Annotated in this window: 16 protein-coding genes; 12 read left to right on the top strand and 4 right to left on the bottom strand. The window is 62.5% G+C overall.

The genetic code is table 11. From position 1 onward, the window contains the following. Positions 1-7: 7 nt before the first annotated feature. From nadD to AB4O09_RS04780, 12 genes are all read left to right on the top strand, one after another. Positions 8-652: a nicotinate-nucleotide adenylyltransferase gene (nadD, locus tag AB4O09_RS04725; RefSeq protein WP_161797247.1), complete on the top strand. Its 645-nt coding sequence runs from the start codon at positions 8-10 to the stop codon at positions 650-652. Between the two features lie 71 nt (positions 653-723). Beyond that, the gene (gene rsfS / locus AB4O09_RS04730) at positions 724-1,218 is read left to right on the top strand and encodes a ribosome silencing factor (RefSeq protein ID WP_003205895.1); all 495 of its coding nucleotides are present in this window, start codon (positions 724-726) and stop codon (positions 1,216-1,218) included. A gap of 9 nt (positions 1,219-1,227) precedes the next feature. Beyond that, positions 1,228-1,695, top strand: a complete 468-nt coding sequence (rlmH, locus tag AB4O09_RS04735; protein ID WP_003185785.1) for a 23S rRNA (pseudouridine(1915)-N(3))-methyltransferase RlmH — start codon at positions 1,228-1,230, stop codon at positions 1,693-1,695. Positions 1,696-1,704: 9 nt separating this feature from the next. Beyond that, complete coding sequence (gene mrdA, locus AB4O09_RS04740) at positions 1,705-3,600, top strand: penicillin-binding protein 2 (protein WP_003205893.1); 1,896 nt, start codon at positions 1,705-1,707, stop codon at positions 3,598-3,600. 31 nt (positions 3,601-3,631) lie between these two features. Then, positions 3,632-4,735 (top strand): rod shape-determining protein RodA, encoded by a 1,104-nt coding sequence (rodA, locus tag AB4O09_RS04745; RefSeq protein WP_043042958.1) that lies wholly within the window; start codon positions 3,632-3,634, stop codon positions 4,733-4,735. Between the two features lie 17 nt (positions 4,736-4,752). Then, positions 4,753-5,763, top strand: coding sequence for a lytic murein transglycosylase B (gene mltB, locus AB4O09_RS04750; RefSeq protein ID WP_003205890.1), 1,011 nt, complete (start codon positions 4,753-4,755; stop codon positions 5,761-5,763). Next, on the top strand, positions 5,763-6,788 hold the full coding sequence (locus tag AB4O09_RS04755; RefSeq protein WP_003205889.1) for a septal ring lytic transglycosylase RlpA family protein: 1,026 nt from the start codon (positions 5,763-5,765) through the stop codon (positions 6,786-6,788). Before mltB ends, AB4O09_RS04755 begins: the two co-directional genes overlap by 1 nt. Before the next feature lie 167 nt (positions 6,789-6,955). Then, a complete protein-coding gene (locus tag AB4O09_RS04760) occupies positions 6,956-8,113 on the top strand; it encodes a D-alanyl-D-alanine carboxypeptidase family protein (RefSeq protein ID WP_003205888.1) in 1,158 nt (385 codons plus the stop codon). A gap of 81 nt (positions 8,114-8,194) precedes the next feature. Next, on the top strand, positions 8,195-8,470 hold the full coding sequence (locus AB4O09_RS04765; RefSeq protein WP_003185772.1) for a DUF493 domain-containing protein: 276 nt from the start codon (positions 8,195-8,197) through the stop codon (positions 8,468-8,470). Continuing rightward, on the top strand, positions 8,470-9,117 hold the full coding sequence (gene lipB, locus AB4O09_RS04770) for a lipoyl(octanoyl) transferase LipB (RefSeq protein ID WP_003205887.1): 648 nt from the start codon (positions 8,470-8,472) through the stop codon (positions 9,115-9,117). The genes AB4O09_RS04765 and lipB overlap by 1 nt, the downstream gene beginning before the upstream one ends. Position 9,118: 1 nt before the next feature. Next, the gene (gene lipA / locus AB4O09_RS04775) at positions 9,119-10,141 is read left to right on the top strand and encodes a lipoyl synthase (RefSeq protein ID WP_003205886.1); all 1,023 of its coding nucleotides are present in this window, start codon (positions 9,119-9,121) and stop codon (positions 10,139-10,141) included. Between the two features lie 1,015 nt (positions 10,142-11,156). After that, on the top strand, positions 11,157-12,089 hold the full coding sequence (locus AB4O09_RS04780) for a S66 peptidase family protein (RefSeq protein ID WP_460107970.1): 933 nt from the start codon (positions 11,157-11,159) through the stop codon (positions 12,087-12,089). A 112-nt stretch (positions 12,090-12,201) separates the two neighbouring features. Here AB4O09_RS04780 and AB4O09_RS04785 read toward each other — a convergent pair whose 3' ends face one another. From AB4O09_RS04785 to AB4O09_RS04800, 4 genes are all read right to left on the bottom strand, one after another. After that, on the bottom strand, positions 12,202-13,524 hold the full coding sequence (locus AB4O09_RS04785) for a lytic murein transglycosylase (RefSeq protein ID WP_003205883.1): 1,323 nt from the start codon (positions 13,522-13,524) through the stop codon (positions 12,202-12,204). Between the two features lie 72 nt (positions 13,525-13,596). Further along, the gene (arfA, locus tag AB4O09_RS04790) at positions 13,597-13,761 is read right to left on the bottom strand and encodes an alternative ribosome rescue factor ArfA (RefSeq protein ID WP_003205882.1); all 165 of its coding nucleotides are present in this window, start codon (positions 13,759-13,761) and stop codon (positions 13,597-13,599) included. Positions 13,762-14,006: 245 nt separating this feature from the next. Next, complete coding sequence (holA, locus tag AB4O09_RS04795) at positions 14,007-15,044, bottom strand: DNA polymerase III subunit delta (protein ID WP_003205880.1); 1,038 nt, start codon at positions 15,042-15,044, stop codon at positions 14,007-14,009. Positions 15,045-15,083: 39 nt separating this feature from the next. Beyond that, a complete protein-coding gene (locus AB4O09_RS04800) occupies positions 15,084-15,689 on the bottom strand; it encodes an LPS-assembly lipoprotein LptE (protein WP_003205878.1) in 606 nt (201 codons plus the stop codon). Between the last annotated feature and the right edge of the window lie 63 nt (positions 15,690-15,752).

A 15,752-nucleotide genomic window follows, 5' to 3' on the forward strand; every position in this document is an offset into this window, starting at 1 on the left:
GACAACCCTGCCCCGGCGCATCGGTATCCTGGGCGGCACGTTCGACCCGGTGCACATCGGCCATTTGCGCGGTGCGCTGGAAGTCGCCGACGCCCTGGCCCTCGATGAGCTACGCCTGACGCCCAGCGCCCGGCCGCCTCACCGGGATACGCCGCAGGTGTCGGCGCAGGACCGCCTGGCGATGGTCGAGTGCGCGGTGGCCGGTGTGGCACCGTTGGTGGTGGATGCCCGCGAATTGCAGCGGGACAAACCGTCCTACACCATTGATACCCTGGAGCTGATGCGCGCCGAATTGGCCGCTGATGCCCAGGTTTTTCTGCTTCTGGGCTGGGACGCATTTTGCGGCCTGCCCACTTGGCATCGCTGGGAAGAGTTGCTCCAGCATTGCCACATCCTGGTGCTGCAACGCCCGGATGCCGACAGCGAGCCGCCGGATGCCTTGCGCAACCTGCTGGCGGCCCGCTCGGTGAGCGACCCGCTGGCCCTGAAAGGGCCGAGCGGACAGATTGCATTCGTCTGGCAGACGCCGCTCGCGGTATCCGCCACCCAGATCCGTCAACTGCTGGCCAGCGGTAAGTCGGTACGTTTCCTGGTGCCCGACGCGGTCCTGGCCTACATCGATGCGCACGGGCTTTACCGTGCGTCGAACTGAAAAAGGTGTGCTTCAAGGCACGTGAATGCGTGTAGCGAAGCGCCCGAACATACGAGCAAAACGAGTTTTATATGACTGACAAAGACGTAAACAAAGTAAAGCGCAAAGGCACGTTCAAAAGCGCCCCGCTGCCAGTAGAGGCCCACACCGGCGTCGTACTGGCCGGTGAAGAACTGGTCAAGGTGGCCGTGGCGGCCCTGGAAGACGTCAAGGCCCAGGACATCCAGGTGATCGACGTTCGTGAAAAGCAGAGCATCACGGACTACATGATCATCGCCACCGGTACCTCCAACCGCCAGATCGGCGCGATGCTGGACAAGGTCCGCGAAGCGGTCAAGGCCCAGGGCGTCAAGCCGCTGGGTGAAGAAGGCAAGGGCGACAGCGACTGGGTACTGCTGGATATGGACGACGTCATCGTGCACATGATGACCGCCTCGGCGCGCCAGTTCTACGACCTGGAGCGCCTGTGGGCCGGTGCCGAGCAGAGCCGTTCGGCCAGCGCCGCGCACCACAGCCCGGAAAACCCCCATGAGCACTTCACCAAGCTCAACAAAGACCAGCAATAAGGGACCGCTGTGCGACTGCGCCTGATCGCCGTCGGTTCTCGCATGCCCAAGTGGGTGGAAGAAGGCTGGCATGAATATGCCAAGCGTCTTCCGTCCGAGCTGGCCCTGGAACTGGTGGAAATTCCGCTCAACACCCGTGGCAAGAACGCCGACGTGGCGCGCTTCATCCGCCAGGAAGGCGAAGCCATGCTGGCCAAGGTCGGGCCGAACGAGCGCATTGTCACCCTCGAAGTCCATGGCAAGCCCTGGAGCACCGAGCAACTGGCGGTGGAACTCGACCGCTGGCGGCTGGATTCGCGTACGGTCAATTTCATGGTCGGTGGCCCGGAAGGGCTGGCGCCGGAAGTCTGTGCCCGGGCCGATCAGCGCTGGTCATTGTCGCCGTTGACGTTGCCACACCCGCTGGTGCGGATCCTGATCGGCGAACAGCTGTATCGTGCCTGGACAGTTCTGTCCGGGCACCCTTACCACAAGTAATCCTGCCCCATGCCCCAGCCGATCCGTATCAAGGACCACGAAAAAGACGCCCGCCTGGTGCGGGGCCGCGTCGTGTTCGGCGCTATTACGGTGGTGACGCTGATCGGCGTGCTGATTGCGCGCTTGTATTTCCTCCAGGTGATCCAGTACGAGTACCACTCGACCCTGTCGGAAAACAACCGGGTGCATGTGCAGCCGATTCCGCCGACCCGCGGGTTGATCTTTGACCGCAATGGCGTGGTGGTGGCGGATAACCGGCCCAGCTTCAGCCTGAGCATGACCCGCGAGCGCTCCGGCGACTGGCAGCACGTGCTCGACGTGATCGTCGAAGTGCTGCAACTGACGCCCGAGGACCGGGCGATCTTCGAGAAGCGCATGCGCCAGGGCCGACGTCCGTTCGAGCCGGTGCCGATCCTGTTCGAGCTGACCGAAGAGCAGATCGCCCTGATCGCCGTGAACCAGTTCCGCCTGCCCGGCGTCGAGGTGGTGGCGCAGTTGGTGCGTCATTATCCCCAGGGGCCGCACTTTGCCCACTCGGTCGGCTACATGGGGCGGATCAACGAGAAAGAGCTCAAGACCCTCGATCCGGTCAATTACAGCGGCACCCACCATATCGGCAAGACCGGCATCGAGCGTTTCTACGAGCCGGAGCTGCATGGCCAGGTGGGTTACGAGGAAGTCGAAACCAACGCCCGCGGCCGCGTATTGCGGGTGCTCAAGCGCACCGACCCGATTCCCGGCAAGGACATCGTCCTGAGCCTGGACATCAAGCTGCAAGAGGCCGCCGAAGCGGCGCTGGGCGGTCGCCGTGGCGCCGTGGTGGCGCTGGACCCGAACACCGGCGAGGTGCTGGCGATGGTCAGCCAGCCGAGTTTCGACCCGAACCTGTTCGTCACCGGTATCAGCTTCAAGGCCTACGCCGAGTTGCGCGATTCCATCGATCGGCCGCTGTTCAACCGTGTGCTGCGCGGCCTCTATCCGCCGGGGTCGACCATCAAGCCTGCCGTGGCGATTGCCGGGCTGGACTCTGGCGTGGTGACCGCGTCGAGCCGGGTCTATGACCCCGGCTATTACATGCTGCCCAACTACGACCACAAGTACCGCAACTGGAACCGCACCGGCGACGGTTATGTGGACCTGGAAACGGCCATCATGCGTTCCAACGACACCTACTTCTATGACCTGGCCCACAAGCTGGGGATCGATCGGTTGTCGTCCTACCTGGGCAAGTTCGGCATCGGTCAGAAGGTCTCCCTGGACATGTTCGAAGAGTCACCTGGCTTGATGCCGTCCCGGGAATGGAAGCGCGCGACCCGGCGCCAGGCCTGGTTCCCCGGCGAAACCCTGATCCTGGGGATCGGCCAGGGCTACATGCAGGCCACGCCCTTGCAGCTGGCCCAGGCCACGGCGCTGGTGGCGAGCAAGGGCAAGTGGTATCGCCCGCACCTGGCCAAGACCATCGAAGGCCAGAAACCGGTGGACCCGGACCCGATGCCAGACATCATCCTGCGCAATCCGTCGGACTGGCAGAAGGTCAACAACGGCATGCAGCAGGTGATGCACGGCGCCCGGGGCACCGCCCGCAAGGCGGCCATCGGCTCGCCCTACCGCATTGCCGGCAAGAGCGGTACGGCCCAGGTCGTCGCCATCAAGCAGGGCGAGAAGTACGACCGCTCCAAGGTCCAGGAACGCCATCGCGACCACGCCTTGTTCGTCGGCTTCGCGCCGGCCGACAACCCGAAGATCGTCGTATCGGTGATGGTCGAGAACGGTGAGTCGGGTTCCGGCGTCGCCGCGCCAGTGGTGCGCCAGATCATGGACGCCTGGCTGCTGGACGAGCACGGCCAGCTCAAGCCTGAATACGCAAGCCCCACCACTGCGGAGGCTACGGCCCGTGAAGAATAATTTCGACCGGATCCTCTCCAGCGAAGATGTGATGCGCCGTCGTGCCACCTTGTTGCAGCGCATGCACATCGATGGTCCGTTGCTGATCCTGCTGCTGACCCTGGCCGCAGGCAGCCTGTTCGTGCTGTATTCGGCCAGTGGCAAGAACTGGGACCTGCTGGGCAAGCAGGCCACCTCGTTCGGCATCGGCCTGGTGTCGATGATCGTCATTGCCCAGCTCGAGCCGCGTTTCATGGCCCGCTGGGTGCCGCTGGCCTATGTGGTGGGCGTGGGCCTGCTGGTGGTGGTGGACGTGATGGGCCACAACGCCATGGGTGCCACCCGCTGGATCAACATTCCCGGGGTGGTCCGCTTCCAGCCTTCGGAGTTCCTCAAGATCATCATGCCGGCGACCATCGCCTGGTACCTGTCCAAGCGCACCCTGCCGCCGCAGCTCAAGCACGTGTGCATCAGCCTGTTGCTGATCGGCATCCCGTTCATCCTGATCGTGCGCCAGCCGGACCTGGGTACTTCGCTGCTGATCCTGGCCGGTGGTGCCTTCGTGCTGTTCATGGGCGGGTTGCGCTGGCGCTGGATCCTCAGCGTGATCGCCATCGCCGTGCCGGTGTCGGTGGCCATGTGGTACTTCGTGATGCACGACTACCAGAAGCAGCGAATCCTGACCTTCCTCGACCCGGAGAGCGATCCGCTGGGCACCGGCTGGAACATCATCCAGTCCAAGGCCGCCATCGGTTCCGGCGGGGTGTTCGGCAAGGGCTGGCTGATGGGCACCCAGTCGCACCTGGACTTTTTGCCGGAAAGCCACACCGACTTCATCATCGCCGTGATGGGCGAGGAGTTCGGCCTGGTGGGTATCTGCGTGCTGCTGCTGATCTATTTGCTGCTGATCGGCCGGGGGCTGGTGATCACCGCCCAGGCCCAGACGTTGTTCGGCAAGTTGCTGGCGGGCAGCCTGACCATGACGTTTTTTGTTTATGTTTTCGTCAACATCGGTATGGTCAGTGGCCTGTTGCCGGTCGTGGGGGTGCCGTTGCCATTCATTAGCTACGGAGGAACTTCGCTGGTGACACTACTGTCAGCGTTTGGGGTCTTGATGTCGATTCATACGCATCGCAAATGGATCGCGCAGGTTTGAATAAGGTGAAGAGTTCAATGCAAGCAATGCGTGGCTGGTCGACGCGATATGCGCCGTGGATCGGCCTGGTCGGCTTCCTGGGCGGTGCGTCCCATGCCCAGGCTGGCGAATACGAAGGCTCGCCGCAGGTGGCCGAATTCGTCGGTGAGATGACCCGCGACTACGGTTTTGCCGGTGAGCAGCTGATGGGCGTGTTTCGCGAGGCCGAGCGCAAGCAGTCGATCCTTGACGCCATCTCCCGGCCCGCCGAGCGGGTCAAGCAGTGGAGCGAGTACCGGCCGATGTTCATCACCGAGGCGCGTATCGCCCGGGGCGTGGACTTCTGGCGCCAGCACGAGGCGGCCCTGGCCCGTGCCGAGCAGGAATACGGCGTACCAGCCCAGTTCATTGTGGCTATCATTGGCGTCGAGACCTTCTTTGGCCGTAACACCGGGAATTTCCGGGTGATCGACGCGCTGTCGACCCTGGGCTTCGACTACCCGCCGCGCGCCGAATTCTTCCGCAAGGAGCTGCGCGAGTTCCTGCTGCTGGCCCGCGAAGAGCAGGTCGACCCGCTGACCCTCAAGGGTTCTTACGCCGGGGCCATGGGCCTGCCGCAATTCATGCCCAGCAGTTTTCGCGCTTACGCGGTGGACTTCGACGACGACGGCCACATCAATATCTGGACCAACCCGACCGATGCCATCGGCAGTGTTGCCAGCTATTTCAAGCGCCACGGCTGGGAAGCCGGCCAGCCGGTGGTCAGCCGGGCCGACGTGCGTGGCGAGCAGGTGGACGAGGGCCTGACCGAGGGCATCGAGCCGACGAAAACCGTCGGGGAGTTGCGGGCGTTGGGCTGGTCGAGTCATGATGCGCTGCGTGACGACATGCCGGTCACCGCGATACGCCTGGAAGGCGAACAAGGCCCCGAATACTGGATGGGCCTGAAGAATTTCTACGCGATTACGCGTTATAACCGCAGCGTGATGTACGCCATGGCCGTATATCAACTGTCTGAAGAGCTGGTCAAAGCACGGGGCGTCAAATAATGCGGGCACTGCCTACCTATCAACCCCTGAAAACCAAGCCCCTCAAGCTCGTGGCGTTGGCCGCGCTGTCGCTGTTGGTCGTCAGTTGTTCGACCAGCCGCACGCCGGCCCAGAAAGACTCCACCGCCGTGCGCGCGACGCCGGGCCTGGACATCAACCGGGCCCACAAGGACGGCGCGCCGTGGTGGGACGTGGATGTCTCGCGCATTCCCGACGCGACGCCGACCCTGCACACCGGCCCCTACAAGGCCAACCCGTACACGGTATTGGGCAAGACCTATTTCCCGCTGAGCGACTCCAAGCGCTATGTCGCTTCGGGCACGGCGTCCTGGTACGGCACCAAGTTCCATGGCCAGAACACCGCCAACGGCGAAGTGTATGACCTGTATGGCATGAGCGCGGCCCACAAGACCTTGCCGCTGCCCAGCTATGTGCGGGTGACCAACCTGGACAACAACAAGAGCGTGATCCTGCGGGTCAATGACCGTGGGCCGTTCTATTCCGACCGCATCATCGACTTGTCGTATGCGGCGGCGAAAAAACTTGGTTACGCTGAAATCGGCACCGCCCGGGTCAAGGTCGAAGGTATCGACCCGCAGGAATGGTGGGCCCAACGCGGCCGTCCGGCGCCTTTGATGCTCAACGAGCCGAAAGTGGCGCAAAATGCCGCGCCGACCGTGACGGCGTCCACCGGCACGGTCGAGCAGTGGACGCCACCGCCGCAGCAGCACGCGGCGGCCGTAGTGCCCGTTCAGCTCGACGCAAAAAAAAACGCTTCTGCAACAGCGTCTGGCCAGTTTCTGCAAGTGGGCGCGTTCGCCAACCCGGACGCTGCCGAGCTGCTGAGGTCGAAGCTCAGCTCGATGGTGAGCGCCCCGGTGTTCATCAGCTCGATCGTGCGCAACCAGCAGACACTGCATCGGGTGCGTCTGGGGCCGATCGGTTCTCCGGGTGAAGTCCAGCAAGTGCAGAACAGTGTGCGCCTGGCCAATCTCGGTTCGCCGAGCCTGGTCACCGCCGAGTAATTGATTGAGGCCCGCTTGCGGTTGGAGCGGGTCAGGTTGTTGGCTCCATGAATAACAAAAGCCCGGCAAGGGTTGTGAGTGAGCAACTTAAATACGCGGTGGCCCGTTAAGAGGCTGCCTGTTTAGTTTTGCCTTCGGGCAGTTCCATTAGCGATTTCGAGAGACGGATGAACATCACCACCTTTGCCAAACGCCTTTGCCTGCTAGTCCCGCTGCTTCTCTCTCCAGCCGCGTTCGCGGTCGAGATGATGCCTGCGCCTCCTCAATTGGCCGCCAAATCCTTTGTGCTCATGGATGCCAGCAGCGGCGAGGTCCTGGTAGAGAACAACGGTGACCAGCGCCTGCCACCGGCCAGCCTGACCAAGCTGATGACCGCCTACATCGCCACCCTGGAAATCCGTCGCGGCCAGATCGGTGAAAACGATCCGGTGACCGTCAGCGAAAACGCCTGGCGTACCGGCGGTTCGCGGATGTTCATCAAGGTCGGTTCGCAAGTGACCGTCAGCGACCTGCTGCACGGCATCATCATCCAGTCCGGCAACGACGCCAGTGTCGCCCTGTCCGAGCACATCGCCGGCAGCGAAGATGCGTTCGCCGACATGATGAACAAAACCGTCGCCGACCTGGGCATGACCAACAGCCACTTCATGAACCCTACCGGCCTGCCGAACCCTGAGCACTACTCGTCGGCTCACGACATGGCGCTGTTGGCACGGGCGATCATTCACGAAGACCCGGCGCACTACGCCATCTACTCCCAGAAGGAATTCTTCTGGAATGGCATCAAGCAGCCTAACCGCAACCTGCTGCTGTGGCGCGACAAGACCGTCGATGGCCTGAAGACCGGCCACACCGACGAGGCTGGCTACTGCATGGTGTCCTCGGCTGTCCGTGATGGCATGCGCCTGATCGCCGTCGTCTTCGGCACCAGCAGCGAAGTGGCCCGTGCCGCTGAAACCCAGAAGCTGCTGACCTACGGTTTCCGCTTCTTCGAAACCCAGACCTTCTACCAGAAGGGCACCGAACTGGCCCAGGCCCAGGTCTGGAAAGGCACCACCAATCAGGTGAAGGCCGGCCTGGCCCAGGACCTGACCATGACCTTGCCTAAAGGCCAGCTCAAGAAGCTCGCTGCCAGCATGACCATGAACCCGCAACTGACCGCTCCCATCGCCAAGGGCGACGTGATCGGTAAAGTCGAAGTCAAACTGGACGACAAAGTGGTGCACAGCGCCGACCTGATCGCTCTGGACGCGGTCGAGGAAGGTGGTATCTTCCGCCGCATGTGGGATAGCATCCGTCTATTCTTCTACGGCTTGTTCAACTGATTGAAGTGTTGACCTGCATGGCCTCGTTCCCATCCGGAGCGGGGCCATGTGCGTTACCACGGCTTACGAGGCCGTTACCCCATGACAGACTCTGAAGTAAAAGCGCCAAAGATCGAATTCCCTTGCGCGGATTATCCGATCAAGGTCATCGGCGACACCGGCGTGGGTTTCAAGGACCGGATCATTGCGATCCTTGAAAAACATGCCACCGTTGACCACAAGACCCTGGCCGAGCGCCAGAGTACCAACGGCAAGTACACGACGATCCAGTTGCACATCATTGCCACCGGTCAGGAACAGCTCTACGACATCAACAGCGAGCTGCGCGCGACCGGTTTCGTGCACATGGTGTTGTGATGCCGGGCACGCTGGGCTTTCGCGAGCTGGGCACGATGGCTTACGAGCCGGTCTGGCATGCCATGCAACGCTTCACCAACGAACGCGGCACCACCGCCGACGATGAAGTCTGGCTGGTGGAACACCCGCCGGTGTTCACCCAGGGCCAGGCCGGCAAGGCCGAGCACCTGCTGCTGCCGGGGGATATCCCGGTGGTGAAGGTCGACCGGGGCGGGCAGGTGACCTACCATGGCCCTGGCCAATTGGTCGCCTACCTGTTGCTGGATGTGCGCAAGCTGGGGTTTGGCGTGCGCGAGCTGGTCACCCGCATGGAGACATGCCTGATCGAGCTGCTGGCCAGCTACGGTGTGACGGCGGCGGCCAAGCCGGATGCGCCGGGTGTCTATGTCGACGGGGCGAAGATCGCCTCCTTGGGATTGCGAATCCGCCACGGCTGTTCGTTTCATGGCCTGGCGCTGAACGTGGACATGGACCTTGCGCCATTTCGACGGATTAATCCCTGTGGCTACGCGGGACTGGCGATGACCCAGTTGAGCGAGCATGCAGGATCGATTGAATTTGCCGAGGTAAGTGCCCGGCTGCGCGCGCAGCTCGTCAAACACCTCGACTATGCTGAGCAGACGACCCTCACGGGCGGAATCGACTGATATGACTACTGATGCAGTGCAAACCATTATCCCGACGCAGGACGTCACCGAGCGTCCGGCCCCACGTGCCAAGGTAGAGGCCGGCGTCAAGCTGCGCGGCGCCGAGAAGGTTGCACGCATCCCGGTCAAGATCATTCCGACCACCGAATTGCCGAAGAAGCCTGACTGGATCCGCGTGCGCATCCCGGTGTCCCCGGAAGTCGACCGGATCAAGGCCCTGCTGCGCAAGCACAAGCTGCACAGCGTCTGCGAAGAAGCCTCCTGCCCGAACCTGGGTGAGTGCTTCTCCGGCGGCACCGCCACGTTCATGATCATGGGCGACATCTGCACCCGTCGCTGCCCATTCTGTGACGTCGGCCACGGCCGTCCGAAGCCATTGGACACCAACGAGCCGGAAAGCCTGGCCATCGCCATCGCCGACCTGAAGCTCAAGTACGTGGTCATCACCTCGGTGGACCGCGACGACCTGCGTGACGGCGGTGCCCAGCACTTTGCCGACTGCATCCGCGAGATCCGCAAGCTGTCGCCGAACGTTCAGCTGGAAACCCTGGTGCCCGATTACCGTGGCCGCATGGACATCGCCCTGGAAATCACCGCGGCCGAGCCGCCGGATGTGTTCAACCACAACCTGGAAACCGTACCGCGCCTGTACAAGGCCGCGCGTCCGGGTTCGGATTACCAGTGGTCGTTGACCTTGCTGCAACGCTTCAAGCAGATGATGCCGCACATTCCGACCAAGTCTGGCTTGATGCTGGGCCTGGGTGAGACCGATGAGGAAGTCATCGAGGTCATGAAGCGCATGCGTGAGCATGACATCGATATGCTGACCTTGGGCCAGTACCTGCAGCCTTCGCGTAGTCACCTGCCGGTGCAGCGTTTTGTGCATCCGGATACCTTTGCCTGGTTTGCTGAGGAAGGGTACAAGATGGGCTTCAAGAACGTGGCTTCGGGGCCGTTGGTGCGGTCTTCGTATCATGCGGATGAGCAGGCTAAGTTGGTTAAGGCTGAGCTGCTCGGGTCCTGATTTTTTAGCGTTGGTTTTTGGGGTGGTGTGTATATCCGTTTTTGCGTAACGGCGGCTGACGGTTCCGCTCTTACAGCGGGTCACTTTTGGAAAAGCCCGGAAGCCGGCCCAGTCAAAAGTAACCAAAAGCGCTTTGCCCCACCACTCGGTGCCTCGCCTGGGCTCGGCATGCCTTCACTCCGGCATTGGTTCGTGGGCCGCCGCGAAGGGCCATCCATGGCCCAGCGCGGCTAACCCGGCATCCATGCCGGGTTGCCCACGAACCAATGCCTGCGTTCAGCCATCGTGGTTAACGGGGCGCCCCAGATCAAAAACTGAACCGAGGCGGCCTAACAGCCGGCCTGGTTCTTGGTGAGACCGCGTTTCCCCTGTGGGAGCGGGCTTGCTCCCGAAAGCGGTGTGTCAGTTTGCGGTGATGTTGGATGTGCCGGCCCCATCGCGAGCAAGCTCGCTCCCACAAGGGGTAGCGGTGTACATGAGTTTTGTGGCTGCTGAAGATCCAATGTGGGAGCGAGCCTGCTCGCGAAGGCGATGTCACAGTCGATGAGGATGTTGGATGTGCTGGCCTCATCGCGAGCAGGCTCGCTCCCACAAGGGGTTGTGGTGTACATGAGTTTTGTGGCTGCTGAAGATCCAATGTGGGAGCGAGCTTGCTCGCGATAGCGGTGGCACAGCTACGTAAATGCTGGATGTGCCGCGCTTTGGCTTTGCTTTGGCTTTTGATCTTGGGCGCCCCGTTAAACCACGCTGGCCGAACGCAGGCATTGCGCAGTGGGCATCCCGGCATGGATGCCGGGTTAGCCGCGCTGGGCCATGGATGGCCCTTCGCGGCGGCCCACGGAGCAATGCCGGAGTGAGGGCACACCGAGCCTAGGCGAGGTGCCAAGTGGTGGGGCAGAGCGTTTTTGGTTACTTTTGGCGCTCTTTCCAAAAGTGACCCGCCGTAAGGGCGGAACCGCCAGCCGCCGTTACAAAAAAAACGGATATACACACGATCAAGAAAACTGGGAACCCCATGGCCCTAACCCCACACCACCCCGTCCCAGCCCTCCCTCAAGAAGGCCTGATCGCCGTGATCGCCCCCGCCGGCCCCGCCCCCCTGGACACGGAAAAAGCCATCCAATGGATGCGCGCCCGGGGTCATGAGCTCCGGATATTCCCCGGCGTCTACGAAAAGGACAACTACCTGGCCGGCAGCGACGAGACAAGGCTCAACGACCTGCACGCCGCTTTCGCCGACCCAGAAGTCAAAGCCATCATCTGCCTACGCGGCGGCTACGGCACGCCCCGTCTACTCGATCGTATCGATTTCGAGCTCTTAAAGCGCAACCCCAAACCATTCGTAGGCTACAGCGATATCACCGCCCTGCACCTGGCCATCAGCCGTTACGCCGGCTTCGTGACCTTCCACGGGCCGCTGCTCAACGCCGATCTGCTGGGCGACAAGGAGCCCCCAACCGTCACCTCGTTTTTCAGCCTGCTGCGTGGCCAGTTGAAGGCCGGTAGCACGCTAAGCCATCCCGCAGCGTATCCATTGACCACCGTTGAGCCGGGCATCGCCCATGGACGTCTGCTGGGCGGCAATCTGTCGATGATTGCCGCGACCATGGGCACGCCTTATCAGATCGACGCCGAAGGGGTGATCCTGTTCATCGAAGACGTCAACGAGCCGTTGTACCGCATCGACCGATTGCTGACGCAGCTGCGGTTGGCCGGCACGTTGCACCAGCTACGCGGCGTGTTGGTGGGGGATGTGGCCGGGGTCGACGTCGAGGCGTTGAACCGATTGCTCAAGCAGACCTTCGAGCCATTGCGCATCCCGGTGCTGTCCGGCTGGCGCAGCGGGCACTGCGATCCGAACCTGACCTTGCCCATGGGGGCATTGGTGACGCTGGATGCGGGGGAGAAGAGGTTGGTGCTGGAGCAGGATGTGGTGGTTAGCTGCTAGTTCTGTAGCGTCCGCAAATCAGTCATCGCGAGCAAGCTCGCTCCCACAGGTTGATCGGGAATACCTGTGGGAGCGGGCTTGCTCGCGAAAGCGGTAGTCGCCATAAGGCAATTCAGCGGCTACGCAACGCCTCCAGCAACTGGTGCGTCGGATACCCATCAGCCGGCCAGCCGAACGACTGCTGGGCGCTGCGGATGGCCTTGCGGGTGTTGGCGCCGATGATGCCGTCGGGGTTGCCCGCGTCATAGTTGTGCTTGCCCAGCAGGGTTTGCAGCTCGATGCGTTCGCTGCGACTCAGGGGCAGGTCCTCCTTGGGCCACTGGCCATAGACCAGCCCGCCGTCGGTAAAGCGCTTTGACAACAACCCGACCGCCAAGGCATAGGACGACGAGTTGTTGTACTTGAGGATGGCGCGGAAGTTATCAAAGATCAGGAACGCCGGGCCGCGATGGCCGGCCGGCAGGAGCAGGGACGCCGACAGCTGTTTGTCATCCGGGGTTATTGGCAGGCCACCATATTCTGAAACCCCCAGTCGCTCCCATTCAGCAACAGGCTTGCGGATCGTGCCATCGGCCAGTGTGTAGTCGAAGCCCTCTGGGAGATCGACTTCGAACCCCCACGGCTGGCCACGCTGCCAGCCGGAGCTTTGCAGGTAGTGGGCGGTCGAGGCCAGGGCGTCGGTGGAGCTGCCCCAGATGTCGCGGCGACCGTCGCCGTCGAAATCCACCGCATGGGTGTTGTACGTGGTGGGAATGAACTGGGTCTGGCCCATGGCGCCGGCCCAGGAGCCAAGCATTTTTTCCGGTGTGATATCGCCCTGTTGCAGGATTTGCAGCGCGGCGATCAGTTGCGCATGGGCAAAACCCGGGCGCCGTCCTTCGTAGGCCAGGGTCGCCAGGGAGTTGATCACCGACTTGCTGCCCTGGAACTGGCCGAAGTTGCTCTCCATGCCCCACACCGCTACCAGCGCCTCACGATCGACGCCGTAACGCTGCTCGATGCTTTGCAGGATCTGGGCGTTCTGTTGGATCAGGCTCTTGCCTTTGTTGACCCGCAGTGGCGACAGCGCGCCATCGAGGTATTCCCACACGGGACGGGTGAATTCCGGCTGGCTGCGATCGGCCTTGATCACGCTCATGTCCGGGCTGACGCCGATAAACGCACGGTCGAACAGGTCGCCACGGATCCCGGCGGCCAGTGCCTCCTTGCGAAACCCGGCCTGCCATTGCGCGAAGGTCTGGGTGGGCGCAATGGCCAGGTCTTCACCGGTCGGTACCAGAGGCGGCACGATGGCCGGAGCGGTCACGGCGGGGGCTGTCTGGAGCGGTTGGGCGTCGGCGGCAGTAGGTTTTTCGGCGCAGGCGACAAGCAGGGCAACGCTTGCGGCAACAATCATTTGGCGCAGTGGCCAACGATGGGAAAGACAGAAGGGCATGCACGGGTCCAGAAATACAAATCAGGTGCTGACCTTAACATGCGAAAGGGGCGTAGGGCTTGTCCTGGTGTTTCAAGCGGCCAGAAAGCAAGAAGCCTCCCAGTTGTCAGACTGGAAGGCTTCGCGGCGGTAGCTGCCTTTGCCTTTGGCGGGTCGTTCCTGGCGGCTGCGGAACAGGGGCTGGGCGACGATGGACTTGGCCTTGTTGGGGCCATGCTTGGATGGCTTTTTGCTCATGGTGGGTACTCTCGTAGGGTGGGTTTTGCGGGATAAATCATGGGGCAGAGTTGGGGGGCTGTCCAGTCCCTGCATTGCGTAGGAAATGTCATTCAGACGAACACACGACTTGTGGCGCCGATAGGTGGGAGCAAAGCTTGCTCGCGATACAGGCACCTCGGTTTCAGAGACACCGCGCTGCTTTCATCGCGGGCAAGCCTTGCTCCCACAGATATCTTCGCCGCAGAACAGCCTTCAGTGCGTGCTTATTCGGCAGGCAACGTCAACCGCTGTCCAGCCATCAACAGCGACAAGCGACTGAGGCTCATCCACGGCGAGCCGGCGGCCTGGCCCTTGATCTGCGCATCGATGCGCTGGGCCTCGAGCAGCAATTGCGCCCAGCGCGATGCGGAATAGCGTTGCAGGGCCTTGCTCATCAGCGGTTTGCGTTTGTCCCAGACGGGCGGGCGGGCCTGGCTGAAGGCCTTGTCCAGCGGTACGCCCTGGCTGTATTGCAGGGACAGGTTGGCCAGCAGGCGCAATTCCCGGGCCAGGGCCCAGAGGATCACCGGCGGTTCGACACCTTCGCCCCGCAGGCCTTCGAGCATGCGCAGGGCATGGGCGGCTTCACCGTTGAGGATCGCATCGGTCAACCCGAAGACATCGAAGCGCGCACTGTCGGCCACGGCAGCCTGCACCGTTTCCACGGTGATCTGTCCGCCTTCGGCCATCAGCTTGAGCTTTTCGATTTCCTGGGCGGCGGCCAGCAGGTTGCCTTCGACGCGGGCGGCAATCAGCTCCACTGCGTCCTGGCTGGCCGAGAGACCGGCTTGGGACAGGCGCTGGCGGATCCAGCTGGGCAACTGGCTGACGTCCACCGGCCAGATCTGCACGAACTGGGTCTGTGGGCCTTCGACCAGGGCCTTGCCCCATTTGGTCTTCTGCGCGCTGCCGTCGAGTTTCGGCAAACTGATGAGCAGTACCGTGTCCTCGGCCGGGCGTGAGCAATATTCGATCAGCGCAGCGGCACCCTTGTCCCCGGGTTTGCCGGAGGGCAAACGCAGTTCCAGCAGGCGTTTTTCGGCGAACAACGACATGCTCGCCCCGGCCTGCAGCAGCGTGCCCCAGTCGAAACTGGCGTCGGCGGCGAAGACCTGGCGCTCGTCGAAGCCTTGCTGGCGGGCGGCGGAGCGGATGGCGTCGGCGGCTTCCTGGCACAGCAGTGGGTCATCGCCACTGATGATGTAGACCGGCGCGAGGGCGCCTTGCAGGTGTTTGCCGAGTTGGGCGGGAGCGAGCTTCATAAGAAAAGGCGAGCGGGGCGCCGGAGCGCCCCGCAAGGCTTATTCAGCCGGGATCTGCATCGGCGACTGTTGCGGGGTTTCCGCCTCAGCCTTGCGTGCCGCTTCCAGCGCATCGGCTTCGGCCTTGGCGCGGGCGTTGGCGGTCTGTTGCAGCTGTTCCAGCTGGGTCGGGCTCAGCTGTTGCAGGCGCAGCATCATGCGCTGTACGAGGTCGCGTCGCATTTCGCCACGCACTTCGGTGGACTCCTGGTCGGAACCGGTGATGTTATTGCCATCGTGCAGGTAGACCTTCTGCACCTGGAGCTTGTCGTCCAGCAGCACCAAGTCGTTCTGGTCGCGGATCTCATAGCTCAGCACGTCGTTCAGTTCGTACTCGGCGGAACGACCGGCACCGGCATAGCTCAGGCTGCGCTGGCTTTGCTGTTCACGGGTCAGTACCAGCTTGTACGGGGCCCCGGTGTAGACTTTCACACCGCTGTTTTCCAGGGTGTCGCGCAGCATCTTGACGGTGTCGCCAAAGGCGTCCCGTGCGCTGAGGTCCAGTTCCTTGATCGCCAGCTCGGTGGTGCCGGTGCCGCGCAGTTGGAAGCCGCAGGCGCTCAACAGGACCGCCAGACCCACTACCAGCAGATTACGTTTGATCATCTTGTTGCTCCCCTTGAACCCTATGGAGGTCGACGATGCGACCCCGCAGGTTGTATTCGGCGC

The sequence above is a fragment of the Pseudomonas sp. H1_F01 genome, assembly GCF_054681425.1.

What these genes read in the sequence shown, in the direction of transcription:
- rsfS (WP_003205895.1), top strand. Translation starts at nt 724, where the DNA reads ATGACTGACAAAGACGTAAACAAAGTAAAGCGCAAAGGCACGTTCAAA.
- arfA (WP_003205882.1), bottom strand. Translation starts at nt 13,761, where the DNA reads ATGAGCAAAAAGCCATCCAAGCATGGCCCCAACAAGGCCAAGTCCATC.
- AB4O09_RS04785 (WP_003205883.1), bottom strand. Translation starts at nt 13,524, where the DNA reads ATGCCCTTCTGTCTTTCCCATCGTTGGCCACTGCGCCAAATGATTGTT.
- mltB (WP_003205890.1), top strand. Translation starts at nt 4,753, where the DNA reads ATGCAAGCAATGCGTGGCTGGTCGACGCGATATGCGCCGTGGATCGGC.
- holA (WP_003205880.1), bottom strand. Translation starts at nt 15,044, where the DNA reads ATGAAGCTCGCTCCCGCCCAACTCGGCAAACACCTGCAAGGCGCCCTC.
- mrdA (WP_003205893.1), top strand. Translation starts at nt 1,705, where the DNA reads ATGCCCCAGCCGATCCGTATCAAGGACCACGAAAAAGACGCCCGCCTG.
- AB4O09_RS04760 (WP_003205888.1), top strand. Translation starts at nt 6,956, where the DNA reads ATGAACATCACCACCTTTGCCAAACGCCTTTGCCTGCTAGTCCCGCTG.
- lipB (WP_003205887.1), top strand. Translation starts at nt 8,470, where the DNA reads ATGCCGGGCACGCTGGGCTTTCGCGAGCTGGGCACGATGGCTTACGAG.
- AB4O09_RS04800 (WP_003205878.1), bottom strand. Translation starts at nt 15,689, where the DNA reads ATGATCAAACGTAATCTGCTGGTAGTGGGTCTGGCGGTCCTGTTGAGC.
- AB4O09_RS04780 (WP_460107970.1), top strand. Translation starts at nt 11,157, where the DNA reads ATGGCCCTAACCCCACACCACCCCGTCCCAGCCCTCCCTCAAGAAGGC.
- rodA (WP_043042958.1), top strand. Translation starts at nt 3,632, where the DNA reads ATGCGCCGTCGTGCCACCTTGTTGCAGCGCATGCACATCGATGGTCCG.
- AB4O09_RS04755 (WP_003205889.1), top strand. Translation starts at nt 5,763, where the DNA reads ATGCGGGCACTGCCTACCTATCAACCCCTGAAAACCAAGCCCCTCAAG.
- AB4O09_RS04765 (WP_003185772.1), top strand. Translation starts at nt 8,195, where the DNA reads ATGACAGACTCTGAAGTAAAAGCGCCAAAGATCGAATTCCCTTGCGCG.
- lipA (WP_003205886.1), top strand. Translation starts at nt 9,119, where the DNA reads ATGACTACTGATGCAGTGCAAACCATTATCCCGACGCAGGACGTCACC.